The sequence below is a fragment of the Nonomuraea sp. NPDC059194 genome, assembly GCF_042754765.1.
Lineage (GTDB): Bacteria > Actinomycetota > Actinomycetes > Streptosporangiales > Streptosporangiaceae > Nonomuraea.
This window is the reverse complement of the sequence record NZ_JBHZBH010000002.1, coordinates 419,692-438,492: the sequence shown is the minus strand read 5'-3', so window position 1 is coordinate 438,492 and position 18,801 is coordinate 419,692. Positions and strand designations below refer to the sequence as shown.

Below are 18,801 nucleotides of genomic sequence, written 5' to 3'. Positions count from 1 at the left end.
AAATGATCCGGTTTCGTGTCTCGAGCAGGATGTCCTCATGATCGACCAGATGACGCTCTACCCGATAGCCGACGACGTGCTCATCGCACCGGGCGGCAGGGTCGTGATCCGCACCTATGGCGTCGGCTCCGCCGTACCCGATGGAGAGGTCTCCTACCGCACCTGGGTGACAGGGGTGCGCGACCAGCCGCGCTACTGGCACTGGGGGCACTTCGAGGACGCCGCCTCAGGGCACCGGCGGGTTCTGGAGTGGCTGACGGGGCGCGGGCCCCAACCGGTTCCCGCCGTGGCCTGACCCGCCTCAGACGGGCGCGTTCCAGTTGAGGATCACCGGCTCGGCGTGCTCGAACCCCAGCCGCGAGTAGGTGCCCGTGTCGAGCCTGAAGAACCTGCCGTCCTGCGGCGGCAGGCCCAGCCACCTGGCGGTCAGCACGCGCAGGAAGTGTCCGTGCGCGACCAGCGCCACCTGGCCCTCCACGGCCTTCGCCCGCGTGATCACCCTGTCGGCCCTGGCCGCCACCTGCTCGGCGCTCTCGCCGGGATGGTCGGCGTCGCCGGGGATCACGCCGTCGCGCCACAGGTACCAGCCGGGACGGCTCTCGCGGATCGTCGGGGTGGTGATGCCCTCGTAGCCGCCGTAGTCCCACTCCCACAGGTCGGGGTCCACCTCGTAGTCGGCCAGCCCGGCCAGCTCCGCCGTACGGCGGGCCCTGGTGGCGGGGCTGACCAGCACCAGGTCGAACGAGCGCGCCTTCACCAGCGGGGCCAGCGCCCTGGCCTGGTCCTCGCCGGTGGAGGTCAGAGGCAGGTCGGTACGGCCCGTGTGCCGGCCCGTCCTGCTCCATTCGGTCTCGCCGTGTCTCAAGAGCATCATTTCATCCATATCAGGACCATCATCGCCGACCGCCGCCTTCCCGATCTCCCCGGGTCAACCCAGTCGGTGGTCCGCCCCTCGCCCGCCACCCGTCGAGGACGATCGCGAGGGTCCGCGTCGTCATGGAACGCCGCTCACCCGTTGCACTCCACATCCCCCCTCCCATTCCCGCGCCCCCTCCCATTCCCGCGCCGCCCCCGCGCGTTCTTCGGCCCCACGCCGCGGTTGACCTCAAGTCAGCTTGAGGTTGCATCGTGGGGTCCGGAGCCGCCTATCGGATGGAGATCCCCATGCGCGCCGTCGTCCTGCACGCCTTCGGGCCCGCGGAGAACCTGACCTACGAGACCGTCGACGACCCCGTCCCCGCAGCGGGCGAGGTGCGGGTCCTGGTGAAGGCCGCGGGCGTGCACCTCATCGAGACCCTCCTGCGTACCGGCGTCACCATCGGGCCGCCGGTCCCCGAGCTGCCGACGATCTTCGGCGGTGAGGTGGCGGGTGTGGTGGACGCCGTCGGCCCCGGTGTCGACGAGTCGTGGATCGGGCGCAGGGTGGTCACCGGCACGAGCAGGCCAGGCGGGTACGCCGAGCTGAGCGTCGCCGCGGTGGAGGATCTGCACGCCGTACCCGACGGGCTCGGGTTCGAGGAGGCGGTCGCCATGATCGTGACGGGCACCACCACCATGGCCCTGATCGAACTGGGCGCACCCACCGCCGACGACGTCGTCCTGGTCAACTCCGCGGCGGGCGGCATCGGCAGGCTGCTCGTCCAGCACGCCCGCGCCATCGGCGCCGAGGTCGTCGGCGCGGCCGGCGGACCCGCGAAGGTGGCGACCGTGCAGGGGCGGGCCGTCGACTACGACGTGCCGGGGTGGGGCTCCCAGGTCGGGCAGGTGACGCTGGTGTTCGACGGCGTCGGCGGGACCCGGGGCCGCGAGGCGTTCTCACTGCTGGCTCCCGGCGGGCGGCACATCACGTACGGCAACGCCTCCCGCGAGGCGACGGACGGGCCCACACCCGAGGAGGTGAAGGCGAAGGACATCACCTCGATCTACGCGATCGAGCGGATCCTCGCCTGGCCCGGCGGGCTGCGGAAGCTGGAGGAACGGGCTCTGGCGGAGGCGGCGTCGGGCCGCCTGGTCCCCGAGGTGTGGACGTTCCCGCTGGCGGAGGCGGCGGCGGCCCACGCGGCACTGGAGAGCCGCGCGACGAGCGGCAAGGTCGTCCTCATCCCCTGACCGAGTGGCCCGGCCGAGCCCCTCCGATCGGCCGGGCCCGGGTCAGCGTTCGTTCAGCAGGCCGAGCGCGACGCCGCCCATCCCCACGGTCATGACCAGCCAGGCGACCCCCGCGAACACGTTCCCCAGCCCGGCGAACCACGCGACGGGAACCACCACGGGACCCACGATCAGCGCGATCGCCGCCCAGGCGGGCGCGCTCCTGCCCAGCAGCGCCGCGACGCCCATCAGCAGGAATCCGACCAGCCCCAGGAGGAACGACATGCCGAGGACCGAGGTCGGCAGTCCCTCGCCGTAGGCGGTGTACAGCTTGGTCAGCTCGGCGGGGTCGAGGCCGGCCTTGATGCCCGCGTACAGCACGTCGTCCGAGTCGCCGGCCACCGGGACGATCATGATGAAGGCGAGGATCATCGCGACGAAACCGAGCGTGGGCCTGCCCCTGCGGGCGACCCTGGCCACGCCGAGCGCGGCCGGGATGATCGCGATGGCGCTGATCGCCGACAGCCAGGCGAACATCGGGTAGGCGGAGGCGCTGGCGGCGAACTGCCGCACGTACGCCTCTCCTTCGGAGGTGACGTCGCCCGGCGCCAGCAGGATGGACACGGCGATCGTCAGCGGTGAGATCACGGCCGCGGTGATCATGGCGTAGCGGGCGAAGGTGTCGGCTCCCGACCGGGGAGTCGTGTCGAGACTGGTCATGGTCAGAGCGTCCGTCCGTCGCGGGCTCGGCGCATGAGTAGGCCCCTACTCATCTAAGGTGAAGGCCCATGGAGCCATTGGCGGTAGGACTGGTGGGCGCGGGCCCGTGGGCGGAGATGGCGCACGCGCCGATGCTGGCCAAGGGCCCGCACACGAGGCTCGCGGGCGTGTGGGCCCGCCGTCCCGAGGCGGCGGCCAGGCTGGGCGCTCCCGTCTACGAGCGGATCGAGGAGCTGTTCGACAACGTGGAGGCGGTGGCCTTCTGCGTGCCGCCTGCCGTACAGGCCGAGCTCGGTGTGCTGGCCGCCAAGGCGGGCAAGGCGCTGCTGCTGGAGAAGCCGCTGGCGGCCGACCTCGACGGCGCGCGCAGGCTCGCCGGCGCGGTGGCGGAGGCGGGCGTGCCGTCCCAGATGCTGCTCACGCTGCGCTACTCGCCGCAGGCGCGGGAGTTCCTGTCCAGGTGCGCCGAGGTCGAGGCGTTCGGCGGCCAAGCGACGGCCGTCTCAGGCACGCTCACGGGCGGCGGGCCGTTCGCCACACCGTGGCGGCTGGAACGCGGCGCGCTCCTCGACGTCGGGCCACATGTCATCGACCTGCTCGACGCCGCCCTCGGCAGGGTGGTGGGCGTGCGCGCCCACGGCGACCCGCTCAGGTGGATGGGCCTGCTCCTCGACCACGAGGGCGGCGCGGTCAGCGAAGTATCGATGTCGATGTCCGCCGCGGGCGACTTCACTCCCATGCGCGTCGAGGTGTACGGCGCCGCCGGCAGCGTCCAACTGCCCGCCTTCGACGACGACCCGCTCGACGTGGTGGCCGAGGAGTTCGCGGCCACCGTACGGCGGGGCGGCGGCCACCCGCTCGACGCGGCGCGTGGCCTGCACCTGCAGGAGATCATCGCCGAGGCGGAGGCCCAGCTCACCACCCCTTGACTTCGGCCTTGCGCGGAGGATTGATAGCGTTTGTCCGACGCGCAGCGTTGCAGCGAAGTCCGGTGTGAATCCGGCGCTGTCCCGCAACTGTCATAGCCAGGTCGCCTGCCGCCGCGCCGACGTCATCAACCCTCGTGGAAAAGGGTGATCCGTCGCACATTCGCGGGTCTCTCGGTTCCGACAGTGTGAAAGGACTACTCGTGAGGCCCGTACGCACGGTCTTCGCGGGCGCGCTGCTGGGAACGGTCGTCCTGGCCGGTTGCGGCCAGACCGCCCCCACCTCCGCCCCCGCTTCCGCCCCCGCTTCCGCACCCGCCCCCAGTCCCGCATCGAGCGCCCCCGCCGCGCAGGACGCCGCCTTCCCCGCCACCGTGCAGGCGGGCAACGGCGCGGTCACCATCGCCAAGAAGCCCGAGCGCATCGTCTCGATCTCGCCGACCGCCACCGAGACGCTGTTCGCGATCGGCGCGGGCCCCCAGGTCATCGCAGTCGACGAGATGTCCACCTATCCGGCGGACGCCCCCAAGACCGACCTGTCGGGCTTCAACCCGAACGTCGAGGCGATCATCGCGCACAAGCCCGACCTCGTCGTCGCCTCGGACGACAAGGTCGCCGCCCAGCTCGCCAAGGTGAACGTCCCCGTTCTGGTGGAGCCCGCCGCCACCAAGATCGACGAGGCCTATGACGAGATCGTCGACCTCGGCGTCGCCACCGGCAACAAGGCCAAGGCCGACGAGGTCGTCGCCGGGATGAAGGGCAAGCTGGAAGAGCTCGCCGCGGCCGCGCCGCAGGCCAAGAAGCTCACCTACTACCACGAGCTCGACACCACGCCCTACGCCGCCACCTCCACCACGTTCATCGGCCAGATCTACGGCATGTTCGGCCTGGTCAACGTGGCCGACAAGGCTCCCGAGGCGGCCGGCGGCTATCCCAAGCTGTCGGCGGAGTTCGTGGCGAAGGCCGACCCCGACCTGATCTTCCTGGCCGACGTGAAGTGCTGCCAGCAGAGCAAGGAGACGCTGGCCAAGCGGCCAGGATGGCAGAACCTGAAGGCGGTCAAGAACGACCGCGTCATCCAGCTCGACGACGACATCGCCTCCCGGTGGGGTCCGCGCATCGTGGACCTGGCCACCGCGATCGGCGAGGCCGTACGCAAGGCCGACGCGAGCCAGTGAAGCCGCGCGTGCCCGCCAGGGCCAGACCGCTGTGGGTCGCCGCCGCCCTCGTGGTCCTCGTGATCTCGATGATCGCGGGACTGCTGGGCGGCGCGGCCGGCATCTCGCCCTGGCAGGTCGTGCTCCAGGCCGCCGACTGGCTGCCCGGCATCCACGTCGATTCCGGGCTCGCCCCCATCGAACAAGACCTGCTGTGGCAGATCAGGCTGCCAGGCGTGCTGGTCGCCGCCACGGTCGGAGGGCTGCTGGCCATCGCGGGCGGCGGCTACCAGGGCGTCTTCCGCAACCCGCTGGCCGACCCCTACCTGCTCGGCGCGGCCTCGGGTGCGGGCCTGACGGTCACGGTGGTGATCGTGCTCCTGCCCGGCAACGCCGCGAGCATCCCGCTGGCCGCCTTCGCCGGCGCGGTCGGCGGCGTCTTCCTCGCCTACGCCCTCGGCAACGCCGCGGGCCGCTCGGGCGGCACCGCCACCCTGGTGCTGGCGGGGGTGGCCGTCACGTCCTTCCTCACCGCCATCCAGACCTTCGTCCAGCAACTCAAGGTCGAGGAGCTGCGGCGCATCTACTCGTGGATCCTCGGCGACGTCAGCGGCGGATGGGACCAGCTCGCGCTGGTCGCGCCGTACGCGCTGGTCTCCACAGTCCTGCTCCTGCTGCACGGGCGCATGCTCGACGTGCTGTCGGTCGGCGACGAGGAGGCCACCGCCCTGGGCGTCAGGGCGGCCAGGGTACGGCTGGCCGTGCTCTTCGGCGCTTCCCTGGCCACCGCCTCGGCCGTCGCGGTCAGCGGGCTCATCGCGTTCGTCGGCATCGTCGTCCCGCACGTGGTGCGCAGACTGGCGGGCGGCTCGTACCGGATCGTGCTGCCGCTCTCGCTCATCGGCGGCGGCGCGTTCCTCGTCCTGGCCGACCTCATCGCCCGCACCGTCATGGCCCCCGCCGAGCTGCCCATCGGCGTCGTCACCGCCTTCGTCGGCGCGCCCTTCTTCGTGGGGGTGCTGCGGATGACCAGGAAGGCGGAGCTGTGATCGAGACCGAACGGCTCTCGGTGGTCCTGGGCGAGCGGCAGGTGCTCTCCGAGGTCTCGCTGACGGTACGGCGGGGCGAGTGGCTGGCGGTGATCGGGCCCAACGGCGCGGGCAAGTCCACGCTCCTGCGCGCGATCATGGGCTTGGTGCCCCGCGAGGGCTCGGTCCGCTTCGACGGGGCGCCGCCCGGCAGGCCGAGAGAACGGGCGCGGCGGGTCGCCTTCGCCCCCCAGACGCCCGCGCTGCCCGCAGGCATGACCGTCTTCGACTACGCGCTGCTGGGCCGCACGCCGTACATCCGCTATTTGGGGCGGGAGAGCAGGCGCGACAGGGACGTGACCGCCTCGGTGCTGGACCGGCTCGACCTGACGGCGCTGGCGGGGCGGCGGGTGGAGAACCTGTCGGGCGGCGAGCGTCAGCGGGTCGTGCTGGCCAGGGCGCTGGCCCAGGAGGCGCCGGTCCTGCTGCTCGACGAGCCCACCACCGCCCTCGACCTCGGCCACCAGCAGCAGGTCCTCGAACTGGTGGACCAGCTGCGGCTGGCCGACGGACTGACCGTCGTCACCACCCTGCACGATCTCAGCCTGGCGGGACAGTACGCCGACACGCTGCTCCTGGTCGCCGAAGGCCGCGCGGTGGCCTCGGGCACGCCGGTCGAGGTGCTGACCGACGAGCTGGTGGGCAGGCACTTCGACGCGCATGTCAAGATCGAGCCGGGCCCCGACGGGCGGCCCGTCGTTCACCTGGTGAGGGGCCGTTGAAGCTGTCGTATCGCGTCGAGGACGGGGCCAGGCTCGGCTCGCTGCTGTGGGAGTTCGGGCCGGGCTGGCGGATGATCTCCTCGGCCATGCTCGGCGGCGGCATCGGCCCCCGCTCCTGGGTGCTGAACGCCCAGGTCGTCGCCGGGTATTCACGCATGGACCCGGTCGACCACTTGACCTCGCTAGGTCCCGGGGGAGAGGGAGTCGGCATGATGACCGCCGCCTCCGTCGACCGCTACACGACCGCCTCCGACGGCGGCGTCGAGGCGGTGGCGACCGTCGGCCTGCGCGTGCCCACCTGGGCCGCCGCCCCTGCCGGCCACCTCGACCCCGAGCTGGCGCCGATGCGGGTCGGCACCATCAACCTCATGATCACCGTTCCCGTGGCGATGACCGACGCGGCTCTGGTCAACGCGGTCATGACCGCCACGGAGGCCAAGACCCAGGCGCTCGTCGAGGCGGGCTTCCCCTGCACGGGAACCGCCTCCGACGCCGTCTGCGTAGCGGTGCCCGCGTCGGGCCCCGAGGAGCTGTTCGGCGGCCCGCGCTCCGACTACGGCTCCAGGCTCGCCCGCGCCGTCCACGCGGCCGTACGGCAGGGCGCCGCCGAGTGGCGTCCCCGCGACAAGCCGTAGCCGAGCCCTCCTGGTGCTCCTGACCAGGAGGGGGGTGGCGTCGGCGCGGACTTGGTCAGATACTGGAAACGATGCCCGTGAGGGGGGTCGTCCGGTGCGCGGACACGTGGCGACGTGCATCCCGCCGCACCGACCACCCCTGTCTGGTACTCCACGTCGATACGGTAGGACTCAAGCAAGCGCTTGTCAGGATTGACTTTCGGTGGGCGGTTGGGACTCTGGTTCTGTCGTAAGGAGGGAGCTCGATATGAGGCGTCTCGCAGTGCCAGGAGTCGCGGTCGGCCTCGTGCTGCTGAGCGCGCCCGCCGCGTCGGCCCATGAGCATCCCAGTGGGATCACCGACCTGGTCACCCCCGCGGTGGTCAGGGTGGAGACCAAGGCGCTGATCGACATCACGCTGCTCGACCACGTGGGCGAGCTGCTGCACATCGAGCGCAGCTACGAGTTGCCCCTCGGCGTCGGCACCGGCACCGTGGTCAACCCCGACGGCACGCTGGTCACGCTCACCCAGGTGGTCAACACCGACAAGGACCTGGGGGTCTACGCAGCGAACAGGGTGTTCGCCGACTATCACAAGGCCGACATCCCCGCCGACTTCGCCAAGCACAAGGTCGACGACGAGACGCTCAACCACCACCTGGAGCTCTGTTACGACCTCAAGAGCAAGATGTCGACCTGCATCGTCGACATCAAACAGGACATCACGATCTTCCCGAACATCACTCCCGCTGACGGGCGTGGGTTCAAGGCCGAGGTCGTGAAGCTCGGCGACAGCCCCGACAGCCCCGCCGTCCTGCGGCCGACGTCCAGGGCCGACGGCGGGATCGGGCTGCCTACCGCGCCGCTGGCCGAGAAGGTGCCGGACAAGGCGGGTTCGCCCACCTCGATCGCCGGATTCCTCGGCAGGCCCGCACCGAACCAGGCGCTCAAGCTCGAGATCGGCCACCTGGGTCAGGGCGGCGCGGGTGAGGGCGGCCGCGTCTTCACCGACCCCCAGAAGAAGGTCGACGAGCCCGTCAAGCTCGGCAAGCTGATCGACCAGGGCCTGCGCGGCGCGCCCGTCATCGGTGACAAGGACGGTCACGTTATCGGCCTGCTGGTCGGCGGCGGCGCCACGGCGAAGATGATCGGCGTGCGGGAGATCACCTCCGCGCTCGCCGTCGCCAAGACGCCCGCGCGCAGGGGGACGGTCGACGGGGCCTTCGAGGCGGCGCTGCAGCGCTTCCACACCAAGAACTACACCGCCGCCGCGCCCCTGTTCCAGCGGGTGCTCGACCTCTACCCCGGCCAGCCCGTGGCCGCGGCGCACCTGAAGGAGTCGCTGACCAAGAAGGGCACCGCCGCGGACATCGGCGCCCGCAAGGCCGCGCCGGAGCCGAGCACCACGATCCCGCTGTGGCCGTTCATCGCCGGAGCCGCGCTCGTGCTCGCCCTGGCCGCGGGGCTCGCGCTGCTGCTGTGGCGGCGGCGACGTCGGGCGCTCGAGGAGGAGGAGCAGGAGGAGCTGCCACCGCAGGAGATGCAACTGGCCACCGGTCCTCCCGATGACGGCGCCAACCCGACCATGATGGTCAGACGATCCCAGCCCTTCCCCGTCGTTCCATCGCAACAACCGCAACACCAACCGCAACAACCTGTGCTGACCGCACAGCAACAGGTGAAGTTCTGCACGTCATGCGGTATGAAACTGGGCCCCGCGCACCGGTTCTGTGGCTACTGCGGCCACCCAATCGAAACGTGATGCACTTGAACGAGAGATCGCTGATCGGCCAGGAGGTCGCCGGTTACTACATCGAGGACGTCATCGGCAAAGGCGGCATGGCGGTGGTCTACCTTGCGCTGGATCCCCGCCTCAGCCGCCGGGTGGCGCTGAAGATCCTCAATCCCATCCTCAGCGTGGACGACCGCTTCCGCCAGCGCTTCATCCTGGAGTCGAGGACCGTCGCCAGCATCGAGCATCCCAACATCATCCCGATCTACGAGGCCAACTCCGACGAGCAGGGCGTGCTCTACATCTCGATGCGCTACGTGGACGGTCTCGACCTGCGCAAATTCATCTACGACAGGGGCCCGATGCCTGTCGGACAGGTCAACAGCATCGCCGCGCAGGTGGCCGCGGCCCTCGACGCCGCCCACGCGCACGACCTGATCCACCGTGACGTGAAGCCCGCCAACATCCTGCTCGCGGGCGACCACGTCTACCTGACCGACTTCGGCATCACCAAGCACCGCACCTCGATCACCGGGCTGACGCAGACCGACCAGTTCATCGGCACCCCGCGTTACATGTCGCCCGAGCAGATCAACAAGGAGCACATCGACGGCCGTGCCGACCAGTACGCGCTGGCCTGTGTGGTCTACGAGGCACTGGCCGGCCGCATGCCCTTCGAGCGCGACAACGACGTGGCGCTGTTGTGGGCCCACCTGGCGGAGTCGCCGACGCCGCTGTCACACCTGCGCCCCGAGCTGCCGCTCGAGGTCGACGGCGTGATGATGAAGGCGCTGGCCAAGTCGCCCGACCAGCGCTATCCCACGTGCACGGCGTTCGTCGGCGCGCTGCGCGACGCCATCAGCGGCGAGTACGCGCCCACCCGCCCGCAGCAGCCGGTGTCGGCGCCCAAGCCGGCCAGGAAGACGGCCAAACCTCCCAAGCCCCCCAAGCCCGCGGCCAGGCCGAAGCCCAAGGCGGCCAAGCCGGGCGGACGCAGGAAGCTGCCCTACATTCTGGGCGGTGTGGGCGCCGCCGTCGCCGCGATCGCGGTGGCCGTGGTGCTGGTCCTGTCCAGCGGCGGCGAGGGCATGCTCACCTACAAGCCGACCACCGGCGTGCCGATGACCTTCGAGTACCCGGACTCCTGGACGGCCAGGACGCACGCGGACCTGTTCGCGGTGGCCTCGCCGAGCGCTCCCCAGTTCGATTCGCTGTTCGCGGCGAGCGCGGGCGCCGACTGGAGCCAGGTCGACGCCCTGGAGCCGACCGACGCCACCGGTGTGTACGTCACGCTGGCCGACACCCTCGACCCCAGCGCCGACCTGCAGGGCATACAGGACACGCTCAACACGATGCTGCCCGGCAAGGTCACCGTCACCCAGGAGCCCACCGAGGCGCTGCTCGCCGGCCGCAAGGCGACGAAGTTCGAGGGCATCATGCGCAGCTCCACCACCACCGGCGCGCTCAACGTGACCGGCTACCTCGTCGACACCCCGACCAGGCCCGCGCTCTTCCTCTACTTCTGCGCGCCGGCCGCGTGCGACCCCGCGCTGCTGGCGAAGATCAGGACCAGCGTCGCGCTCACTTGAGCCTGACTTGGAGCCCGCTGTACCCCTATGGGCAAGGGCATCCTGAACGTCTACTCTCCGCATGTGGGTATTCGCATCGTCATCGCGGACGACCAGGCCATGGTCAGAGTCGGCCTTCGCATGGTCGTCGACAGCGAGGAGGGCATGGAGGTCGTCGGCGAGGCGTCCGACGGCCACGAGGCGCTCGCCGTCGTCAGGCGGACCCGCCCCGACATCGTCCTGATGGACATCTCCATGCCCCGCATGGACGGCCTCGCCGCGGCCAAGCAGATCTTCGAGGAGCCCGCTCCACCCAAGGTCGTCATGCTGACGACGTTCGACACCGACGAGAACCTCTACGCGGCCCTGCGGGCCGGCACCAGCGGCTTCCTGCTCAAGGTGTCGCCGCCCGAGCAGCTCGTGGAGGCGATCAGGGTCGTGCACGCCGGCGACGCGCTGCTCGACCCGGCGGTGACCAGCCGCGTCATCGCCTCCTTCGCCGGACGGCACGACCCCGCCCCGCCGCCCCAGCTGGCCGACCTGACCCCGCGCGAGCTCGAGGTGCTGCGCCTGCTGGCCCGCGGGCTGACCAACGCCGAGATCGCCCGCGAGCTGTTCGTCGGTGAGGCCACGGTCAAGACGCATGTGGCCCGCGTGCTGATGAAGCTGCGGCTGCGCGACCGGGCTCAGGCCGTCGTGTTCGCGTACGAGTCGGGCGTGGTCCGGCCGGGCGCGGCCATCGGGTAGTAGGCGGCCCACGCCGCGTCGCCCATCCGCAGCACCTTCAGACCGGTCCAGCCGAGGGCGAGCACGGGGGCGGCCCAGAAGGGCACGGTCAGCGGGCCGTACGGCACGGCGAAGGAGCCCAGGTAGCCCACGGTGACCACCGCCGGCACCCACCAGCCGACGAACCCCGACCGCCACACCGCCACGGTCAGCAGCGGCAGCCCGACCATGCCGAGGAAGATCCAGGGCAGCTGGAAGGCGCCGACGGTGATCGGCAGGTCGAGCATCTCGTCCATGATCTGCTGCGCCCGCTCCGGCGGGTAGTGCCTGCCCAGCCACCACTCGACCGGGTCGATGATCAGCATGCCGGACAGGGAGCTGTAGCCGACCACCGACATGACCGAGGCCACGTGGCCGAGCCTGGTGGCGGTGCGGCGGGTGAGGTGGGCCAGGCCGAGCGCGGCCACGGCCATCAGCAACCAGCTCCAGTGATAGAGGGCGGACTGGATCTGGGCGAGCGTGGGGTTGACCCCGAAGCTGACCGCCTCGCGCTCGTCGCCCCAGGTGCCGGGGTCGACGACGACGGCGACCGCCTGGAGCAGCGGTGCGGTGATGAGGAGGGTGCCCGCGGCGATCCTGCGGAAGGCGACGTGATTGTTGAGCATGCCCGGACGGTAGGTCGCGCCGGGGCTCCCGGTCGTCCGCCTGCTGACCGACCCGATGTCATCCGGCCGGGGGACGTCTCGCATTTCGGGAGGGTATGGCGGTGCATGCCCATCTTGTGTGTATATTTTCCGTAAGAAGGCATCTGAAACAGGAGATTTTCATGCGAGCGTTCCCCAGGGTGCTGTTCGACGAGACGCACAGCGAGTCATGGACCATCCGGCGTGAGGTCGCCGAGGCCATCAACCCCGCGCATCCCGACGACAACAGCTACGCGCGCGCGGCCGGCCTGCTGCGCCGCCTGGGGCATCAGGTCACCTCCGGCGGCCTGGACGCGCTCGCCGAGCACGACGTCCTGGTGATCGCCCACCCGTCGCAGGAGCGCTGGGAGCGGACCACCGGCCAGGGCAGCCCCGTCTTCACCGCCGACGAGCTGAACGCGATCGAGTCGTTCGTCGCCGACGGCGGCGGCCTGATCGTCCTGGCCGAGGAGGAGCAGGACAAGTACGGCAACAACCTGGCCGACCTGCTGGCCCGCTTCGGCATCGGCGTCACCCACACCACCGTCCGCGACCCCGGCAACGCCCACCGCGGCGTCGCCACCTGGGTGCTCGGCGCCCCCGCCAAGGGCGGCGTGCTCGCCGGCGTCGAGAACGCCTGCTTCTACCGCTCGGGTGTGCTCACCGCACGCGACGACGCCACCGTCCTGTTCGCCACCTCCGCCACCGCCGACCCCGCGGGCGCGCCGCTGGCCGTCTCCGTCGAGTACGGCAAGGGCAAGGTCGTCGCCTTCGCCGACTCCGACCTGTTCGGCGACGACTCCATCGACGACTACGACCACCGCACCCTGTGGGGCAACGTCGTGACCTGGGCCGCCAGGGTGCCCGAGGCCACCCGCCCGGCCGGCGCGCAGGACGGCGCGAAGGCCGAGCTGTTCGCCCAGCTGAAGGCCGTCGTGGAGGAGCTGCGCCCGCTCCAGATCAAGGACGGCTCCGTCCCTGAGGACAAGCAGGCCGCCACCGCCCTCGTCGGCTACGTCTCCGACCTCGTGGGCAGGCTGTCCGGCTACTTCCCGCACGACGCCGCCTACCTCCAGGCCGTCCAGGCCGACCTGGCCGCGTGGGTCGAGCAGGGCCTCGGCGTGCCCGACTTCCTCGACTCGCTCAACCTCTTCCACCCCGACACCCAGCGCGTCGACGGGCTGGAGCACCTCGTGGTGTTCCCCATGTACACCCAGAACGGCAACCCCAACCGCAACCTCGAAGCGGTCTGGATCCGCACCATCTGGCCCGAGTGGCTGGCCGCCCTCGAGTCGGGCGGCTACGACAACCCGCTGTTCGTGCCCATCGCCTTCGAGGACTTCACCTCCGGCTACGACACCTTCTCGGCCGTGCTGTTCCCCGAGACCGTCGCCGTACGGCAGGCGCCCGAGCGCTTCACCTGGGGCGGCATCTTCGCCGACCGGGAGGCCGCGCGCTTCCGCAAGGTCAGCACCGCCGCCGCCCAGACGCTCAAGCTCGACCTGCCGCCGGACGCGGCCAGGCTGCTGGAGTCGCAGGAGCTGGCCCAGGACACCTTCGTCATGTGGGACCTGATCCACGACCGCACGCACAGCCACGGCGACCTGCCGTTCGACCCCTTCATGATCAAGCAGCGCATGCCGTACTGGCTGTACTCGCTGGAGGAGCTGCGCTGCGACCTGACCGCGTTCGGTGAGGCGGTCAAGCTGGAGGCGGCCGGTGTGCCGCACGCCCGCTACGTGCAGCTGGCCATCCTGTTCGACCGGCTCTTCCGCTTCCCGATCACCGGCGAGCGGGTGCGCAACTACGACGGCCTCGGCGGGCAGCTGCTCTTCGCCTACCTGCACCGCAACGACATCATCAGGTGGACCGACAACCGGCTGTCGGTCGACTGGAACCGCGTCGCCGACGGCGTCGCCGACCTGCGCGGCGAGGTGGAGAAGCTCTACCGCGACAGCATCGACCGCTCCAAGCTGGCGCACTGGATCGCCGCCTACGAGCTGGTCACCGCCTACGTCGAGCCGCACCCGCGCTCGGCGTGGAAGCGCGGCGACCTGCCCGAGGAGCAGAAGGCCATGGTCGACGCCGTACTGCCCGACGAGTTCCCCCTGAGCATGTTCTACGAGGCCCTGCGCCGTAAGCTCGGTGACGTCGTCGAGTCCACGAAGGGTATCCGGGCATGATCATTCTGATTACGGGTGCGGCTGGGCCCACCGGGCAGGCCGTCGCGCACCGCTTCACCAAGGACGGTCACACGGTCATCGGGGTGGACAAGGACGACGTCGACCTGCTCGACCGCTCCGCCGTACAGGATCTGGCCGCGCGCATCGAGAGCGAGCACGGCCGCCTCGACGGCGTCGTGCACCTGGTCGGCGGGTGGCGCGGCGGCAAGAGCTTCGCCGACACCGACCTGGACGACTGGACCGCCCTGCACGACCTGCTCATCCGCACCCTGCAGCACGTGTCGCTCGCCGTCGAGCCGCTGCTGCGCAAGTCCGGCAACGGCAGGTTCGTGATCGTGTCGGCCAAGGCGGCCGAGAAGCCCACCGCGGGCGGCGCCTGCTACGCCGCCGCCAAGGCCGCCTCGGAGGCGTGGACGCTCTCGCTGGCCGACGCGCTGGAGGATACCGGCTCCGCGGCGACCATCCTCGTGGTCAAGGCCCTGCTGAACGACGCCATGAAGGCCGCCAAGCCGGAGGCGAAGTTCGCCGGGTTCACCCACGTCGACGACCTCGCCGAGGCGATCGCCGGGCTCTACGAGCGGCCCGCCCACGAGATCAACGGCACCCGATTGGACCTCACCCAGTGATTCCCCGCCACGACCCCGCCCTCAAGGCGTTCGCCAGCGACAACTACGCGGGCGTGCACCCGGAGATCCTCCAGGCCATCGTCACGGCCAACGAGGGGCACCAGATCTCCTACGGCGAGGACGTCTACACCGAGGCGCTGCAGGATCTGTTCAAGCGTCACTTCGGCGACAGCGCCCAGACCTACCCGGTCTTCAACGGCACCGCCGCCAATGTCGTCTCCCTGCGCGCCATGACCCAGCAGTGGGAGGCCGTGGTCTGCGCTGACACCGCGCACATCCACACCGACGAGGGCGGCGCGCCCGAGGTCGTGGGCGGCATCAAGCTGTTCACCGTGCCCACGCCCGACGGCAAGCTCACGCCCGAGCTCATCGACACCCAGGCGTGGGGCTTCGGCGACGTCCACCGGGCCCAGCCCAAGGTCGTCTCCATCTCCAACACCACCGAGCTCGGCACCCTCTACACGCCCGACGAGATCGCGGCCATCTGCGAGCACGCCCACGGGCTCGGCATGACCGTCCACCTCGACGGCTCGCGGCTCACCAACGCCGCCGCGGCGCTCGACGTGCCGCTGCGCGCGCTGACCACCGACGCGGGCGTCGACGTGCTCTCCTTCGGCGGCACCAAGATCGGCCTGCTGTACGGCGAGGCCGTCGTCGTGCTCAACCCCGAGGCCGCCTCGGGCGTCGACTACCTGCGCAAGACGTTCATGCAGCTGTCGTCGAAGATGCGCTTCGTGTCGGCGCAGTTCGAGGCGCTGCTGTCCGGCGACCTGTGGTTGCGCAACGCCAGGCAGGCCAACGCGATGGGCGCCAGGCTCGCCGCCGCCGTACGCGACATCCCCGGGGTGCAGCTGTCGCGGGAGGCGCAGGCCAACGCGGTCTTCGTCCGCCTGCCCGAGGACGTCACCGAGCGTCTGCAGAAGCGCTTCCGCTTCTACACCTGGAACGCGGCCATCGGCGAGGTGCGCTGGATGTGCTCCTTCGACACCACCGAGGCCGACATCGACGCGTTCGCCGCCGCCGTGGCCGAGGAGCTTCAGGGCGAGCCGCCCACCTCGTTCTCGTAGGCGGTCAGCTGCTGCTCCAGGGCCTTCATCAGCTCGAAGACCTGGCTCGGCGGAATCCTGATGCGGCTGACGATCCGAGTCGGGACGCTCACCACGGGCTGTCCCGTCTCGGGTTCCTCCGCCAGTTGCGGCGGCCGGGTGATCACGGCGAAGTCGAGCACGAACCCGTCGCGGGTATGCCAGACGGAGGCGAAGTTGGCGTACTGCCCCGCCTCGACCTCCGGCGAGATGCTGACCTCCAGGCGGCTTTCGGGCTCTCCCATACCGCCATCGTGCCCTATTTCAGGATCGACGGGAGGGGAGCGGCGCCGCGCTGCTTCAGCAGGTCGGTCATCAGGTTGATCTCACTGGTCTGGCTGTTGACGATCTGCTGGGCCAGCCCCTTCACCTCGGCCCGGTCCGTCAGCTCCAGCAGCCCCTTCGACATGTCGACGCCGCCCTCGTGGTGCCTGATCATCAGCTGCAGGTAGAGGACCTCCGCCTCCTTGCCCTGCAGGCTCCTGAGCTTGGCCATCTCCTCCTTGGTGGCCACGCCCGGCATCGGCTCCGGCTTCTCCTGCGTGCCGCCGTGCCCCGCGTGGCCGACCATCCACGCCATCTCGGGCCGGTCGGTGGCCTGGCCGAGCCCCCACTGCTGCAGCCACCCCATGAACATGCCGCGCTGCGCCGTCTGGGTGACGATGATGTCCTCGCTCAGGTTCCTGACGTCGGGCGAGGTCGACCTGTCGCGCACGATGAACGACATCTCGGCCGCCTGCGCGTGGTGTTTGCCCATGTCGCGGGCGAACCCGGCCTCGGGGGAGGAGTCGGTGGGCGTGCCGCTCCTGCCCACCACGAAGAACAGCAGGGCGGCGACGGCGAGCACCACGAGGCCCGCGATCTGAAGAGGCTTTTTCGTCATCGTTTTCCAGGGTACTAACCTGTCCTTCCTTATTCGCCACATACGCCCCGAGGGCATAGGGTGACCCGCAGTTGGCGAGTCCATGGAGGAGACCTGATGAAGGAGAAGGCGCAGGCGCGACGCGAGCATCTGGCCAAGATGCGCGCCGAGCAGAAGGCCAAGGAGCGCCGGACCGCCATGATGATGTGGGGCGTCGGCGGTCTCGTCATCCTCCTTCTGGTCGGCGGCGTCGGCTGGTACGTCGTCAAGGACCGGCAGGCGACCTCGCTCGACGCCGTGACCAGCGTGTCCTACGCCGGCGGTGAGCACGTCTGGACGCCGGTGAAGTACAAGGAGAACCCGCCGGTCGGCGGCCAGCACAACAACTACTGGCAGCAGTGCGCGGTCTACGACAAGCCCATCCACAGCGAGCACGCCGTCCACTCCCTTGAGCACGGCGCGGTCTGGATCACCTACCGCCCCGACCTGCCCAAGGCGCAGATCGACAAGATCAAGTCGATCGCCGAGTCGACAGGTGACGCCAACTACATGCTGGTCAGCCCGTACCCCAACCTGCCGGCCCCGATCGTGGCCAGCTCGTGGGGCAAGCAGATGACCTTCCAGAACGCCGACGACGCGAAGCTGCCCAGGTTCGTCACCAAGTACCAGAACGGGCCCGACACCCCCGAGCTCGGCGCGACCTGCGGCGGCGAGTACGCGATCACCGCGACCGCCGACGAGCAGCCGCTGCCGCCCGAGCCCAAGGGCCAGGCGTCGCCGGCGCCGAGCGAGTCGCTCGCGCCCTCGGCCACGCCGTCCCCGGCGAAGTCCTAACCCAGCACCTCCAGGAGGGGCGTCGACACGAGCCCGTGCGCCTCGGCCACGGGCTCGCTGATCAGGCGCCCCTCGTGCGTGCTCAGGCCGCGGGCGAGCGCGGGATCGCTCCTCAGCGCCACCAGCCAGCCGCTGTCGGCGATGGCCAGCGCGTAGGGCAGCGTGACGTTCGTCAGCGCGTACGTCGAGGTGTGCGGCACCGCCCCCGGCATGTTCGCCACGCAGTAGAAGATCGACTCGTGTACCCGGTAGGTCGGGTCCGCGTGCGTGGTGGGCCTGGAGTCCTCGAAGCAGCCGCCCTGGTCGATGGAGATGTCGACCAGCACCGAGCCCGGCTTCATCCTGCTGACCAGCTCGTTGGTGACCAGCATGGGCGCCTTCGCGCCCGGCACCAGCACCGCGCCGATCACCAGGTCGGCCTCCAGCACGGCCTTCTCGATCTCCAGGGTGTTCGACGCGATCGTCTGGCAGTGCCCCTGGTAGATCACGTCGGCCTGCCGCAGCTTGTCGATGTTGCGGTCGAGCAGCAGCACCTCGGCCTGCATGCCGAGCGCGATCGCCGCCGCGTTCATCCCCGACACGCCCGCGCCGATCACGACCACCTCGGCCGCGCGCACGCCCGAGACGCCGCCCATCAGCACGCCCCTGCCGCCCTCTGGCCGCATCAGGTGGTAGGCGCCCACCTGCGGGGCCAGCCGTCCGGCCACTTCCGACATCGGGGCCAGCAGCGGCAGCGCGCCGCTGTCGGCCTGCACGGTCTCGTAGGCGATGCCGGTCACACCCGAGTCGAGCATCGCCCGCGTGCAGGGCTCCGAGGCGGCCAGGTGCAGGTAGGTGAACAGCACCTGCCCCTTGCGCATCCGGTGGTACTCCTCGGCGACCGGCTCCTTGACCTTCAGGATGAGGTCGCAGGCGCCCCACACCTCGTCGGGCCCGTCGAGGATCGTCGCGCCGACGGCGGCGAAGTCCTCGTCGGGGATCGCCGACCCCCTGCCCGCATCACGCTCGACGAACACCTGATGACCGTGTCTGACCAGCTCGTGCGCGCCCGCAGGAGTGAGGGCCACGCGATACTCGTGGTTCTTGACCTCGCGAGGAACTCCGACTCTCATAAGACCAATGTTCCCCGGCTGGGAGCGACACTCTGTATGGACCGTGCCAAGGTTCTTGGCACAATGTCGATGATT

Annotated in this window: 20 protein-coding genes and 1 riboswitch; of the genes, 14 read left to right on the top strand and 6 right to left on the bottom strand. The window is 70.3% G+C overall.

The genetic code is table 11. The features are described 5' to 3' along the window. The first annotated feature begins 37 nt into the window (after positions 1 to 37). The gene (locus ACFXJ8_RS04795) at positions 38 to 295 is read left to right on the top strand and encodes a hypothetical protein (protein WP_379642445.1); all 258 of its coding nucleotides are present in this window, start codon (positions 38 to 40) and stop codon (positions 293 to 295) included. 6 nt (positions 296 to 301) lie between these two features. On the opposite strand, the gene ACFXJ8_RS04790 is transcribed toward ACFXJ8_RS04795, so the two are convergent. Then, positions 302 to 883 (bottom strand): histidine phosphatase family protein, encoded by a 582-nt coding sequence (locus ACFXJ8_RS04790; RefSeq protein WP_379642444.1) that lies wholly within the window; start codon positions 881 to 883, stop codon positions 302 to 304. Between the two features lie 281 nt (positions 884 to 1,164). Between ACFXJ8_RS04790 and ACFXJ8_RS04785 the strand changes: the two genes are divergently transcribed. After that, positions 1,165 to 2,109, top strand: a complete 945-nt coding sequence (locus tag ACFXJ8_RS04785; protein WP_379642443.1) for a zinc-binding dehydrogenase — start codon at positions 1,165 to 1,167, stop codon at positions 2,107 to 2,109. Positions 2,110 to 2,151: 42 nt separating this feature from the next. On the opposite strand, the gene ACFXJ8_RS04780 is transcribed toward ACFXJ8_RS04785, so the two are convergent. Next, on the bottom strand, positions 2,152 to 2,808 hold the full coding sequence (locus tag ACFXJ8_RS04780) for a hypothetical protein (RefSeq protein WP_379642442.1): 657 nt from the start codon (positions 2,806 to 2,808) through the stop codon (positions 2,152 to 2,154). A 68-nt stretch (positions 2,809 to 2,876) separates the two neighbouring features. Here ACFXJ8_RS04780 and ACFXJ8_RS04775 point away from each other — a divergent pair, with 68 nt between their 5' ends. The 8 genes from ACFXJ8_RS04775 to ACFXJ8_RS04740 all read left to right on the top strand — a co-directional run bounded on the left by ACFXJ8_RS04775 (position 2,877) and on the right by ACFXJ8_RS04740 (position 11,362). Further along, a complete protein-coding gene (locus ACFXJ8_RS04775; RefSeq protein WP_379642441.1) occupies positions 2,877 to 3,737 on the top strand; it encodes a Gfo/Idh/MocA family protein in 861 nt (286 codons plus the stop codon). A 7-nt stretch (positions 3,738 to 3,744) separates the two neighbouring features. Next, positions 3,745 to 3,865: riboswitch (cobalamin riboswitch) on the top strand. A gap of 72 nt (positions 3,866 to 3,937) precedes the next feature. After that, positions 3,938 to 4,912 (top strand): ABC transporter substrate-binding protein, encoded by a 975-nt coding sequence (locus ACFXJ8_RS04770; protein WP_379642440.1) that lies wholly within the window; start codon positions 3,938 to 3,940, stop codon positions 4,910 to 4,912. Then, complete coding sequence (locus ACFXJ8_RS04765; RefSeq protein WP_379642439.1) at positions 4,909 to 5,940, top strand: FecCD family ABC transporter permease; 1,032 nt, start codon at positions 4,909 to 4,911, stop codon at positions 5,938 to 5,940. Before ACFXJ8_RS04770 ends, ACFXJ8_RS04765 begins: the two co-directional genes overlap by 4 nt. Beyond that, a complete protein-coding gene (locus ACFXJ8_RS04760) occupies positions 5,937 to 6,701 on the top strand; it encodes an ABC transporter ATP-binding protein (RefSeq protein ID WP_379642438.1) in 765 nt (254 codons plus the stop codon). The genes ACFXJ8_RS04765 and ACFXJ8_RS04760 overlap by 4 nt, the downstream gene beginning before the upstream one ends. Beyond that, positions 6,698 to 7,336, top strand: a complete 639-nt coding sequence (locus ACFXJ8_RS04755) for an adenosylcobinamide amidohydrolase (RefSeq protein ID WP_379642437.1) — start codon at positions 6,698 to 6,700, stop codon at positions 7,334 to 7,336. The genes ACFXJ8_RS04760 and ACFXJ8_RS04755 overlap by 4 nt, the downstream gene beginning before the upstream one ends. A gap of 247 nt (positions 7,337 to 7,583) precedes the next feature. Then, positions 7,584 to 9,077, top strand: coding sequence for a zinc ribbon domain-containing protein (locus tag ACFXJ8_RS04750; RefSeq protein ID WP_379642436.1), 1,494 nt, complete (start codon positions 7,584 to 7,586; stop codon positions 9,075 to 9,077). Then, complete coding sequence (locus ACFXJ8_RS04745) at positions 9,077 to 10,636, top strand: serine/threonine protein kinase (RefSeq protein WP_379642435.1); 1,560 nt, start codon at positions 9,077 to 9,079, stop codon at positions 10,634 to 10,636. The genes ACFXJ8_RS04750 and ACFXJ8_RS04745 overlap by 1 nt, the downstream gene beginning before the upstream one ends. A gap of 63 nt (positions 10,637 to 10,699) precedes the next feature. Continuing rightward, on the top strand, positions 10,700 to 11,362 hold the full coding sequence (locus ACFXJ8_RS04740) for a response regulator (protein WP_379642434.1): 663 nt from the start codon (positions 10,700 to 10,702) through the stop codon (positions 11,360 to 11,362). Here ACFXJ8_RS04740 and ACFXJ8_RS04735 read toward each other — a convergent pair. Next, positions 11,302 to 12,090 carry a hypothetical protein gene (locus tag ACFXJ8_RS04735; protein ID WP_379642433.1) on the bottom strand — a complete coding sequence of 263 codons (789 nt, stop codon included), beginning with the start codon at positions 12,088 to 12,090 and terminating at the stop codon, positions 11,302 to 11,304. The two genes, ACFXJ8_RS04740 and ACFXJ8_RS04735, sit on opposite strands and share 61 nt — an antisense overlap. A gap of 77 nt (positions 12,091 to 12,167) precedes the next feature. Between ACFXJ8_RS04735 and ACFXJ8_RS04730 the strand changes: the two genes are divergently transcribed. The 3 genes from ACFXJ8_RS04730 to ACFXJ8_RS04720 are packed head-to-tail and all read left to right on the top strand — an operon-like array spanning position 12,168 to position 15,900. Next, on the top strand, positions 12,168 to 14,207 hold the full coding sequence (locus ACFXJ8_RS04730; RefSeq protein ID WP_379642432.1) for a DUF6421 family protein: 2,040 nt from the start codon (positions 12,168 to 12,170) through the stop codon (positions 14,205 to 14,207). After that, positions 14,204 to 14,833 carry an SDR family NAD(P)-dependent oxidoreductase gene (locus ACFXJ8_RS04725; RefSeq protein WP_379642431.1) on the top strand — a complete coding sequence of 210 codons (630 nt, stop codon included), beginning with the start codon at positions 14,204 to 14,206 and terminating at the stop codon, positions 14,831 to 14,833. The genes ACFXJ8_RS04730 and ACFXJ8_RS04725 overlap by 4 nt, the downstream gene beginning before the upstream one ends. Then, positions 14,830 to 15,900: a threonine aldolase family protein gene (locus ACFXJ8_RS04720; RefSeq protein ID WP_379642430.1), complete on the top strand. Its 1,071-nt coding sequence runs from the start codon at positions 14,830 to 14,832 to the stop codon at positions 15,898 to 15,900. Before ACFXJ8_RS04725 ends, ACFXJ8_RS04720 begins: the two co-directional genes overlap by 4 nt. On the opposite strand, the gene ACFXJ8_RS04715 is transcribed toward ACFXJ8_RS04720, so the two are convergent. Together ACFXJ8_RS04715 and ACFXJ8_RS04710 are read right to left on the bottom strand one after the other, a co-directional pair. After that, positions 15,870 to 16,163: a DUF3467 domain-containing protein gene (locus tag ACFXJ8_RS04715; protein ID WP_379642429.1), complete on the bottom strand. Its 294-nt coding sequence runs from the start codon at positions 16,161 to 16,163 to the stop codon at positions 15,870 to 15,872. The two genes, ACFXJ8_RS04720 and ACFXJ8_RS04715, sit on opposite strands and share 31 nt — an antisense overlap. 14 nt (positions 16,164 to 16,177) lie before the next feature. Next, positions 16,178 to 16,801 (bottom strand): DUF305 domain-containing protein, encoded by a 624-nt coding sequence (locus ACFXJ8_RS04710; protein WP_379642428.1) that lies wholly within the window; start codon positions 16,799 to 16,801, stop codon positions 16,178 to 16,180. A gap of 96 nt (positions 16,802 to 16,897) precedes the next feature. Between ACFXJ8_RS04710 and ACFXJ8_RS04705 the strand changes: the two genes are divergently transcribed. Continuing rightward, positions 16,898 to 17,614, top strand: a complete 717-nt coding sequence (locus ACFXJ8_RS04705; RefSeq protein WP_379642427.1) for a DUF3105 domain-containing protein — start codon at positions 16,898 to 16,900, stop codon at positions 17,612 to 17,614. On the opposite strand, the gene ald is transcribed toward ACFXJ8_RS04705, so the two are convergent. After that, positions 17,611 to 18,726, bottom strand: a complete 1,116-nt coding sequence (ald, locus tag ACFXJ8_RS04700; RefSeq protein ID WP_379642426.1) for an alanine dehydrogenase — start codon at positions 18,724 to 18,726, stop codon at positions 17,611 to 17,613. The two genes, ACFXJ8_RS04705 and ald, sit on opposite strands and share 4 nt — an antisense overlap. Positions 18,727 to 18,801 lie beyond the last annotated feature (75 nt).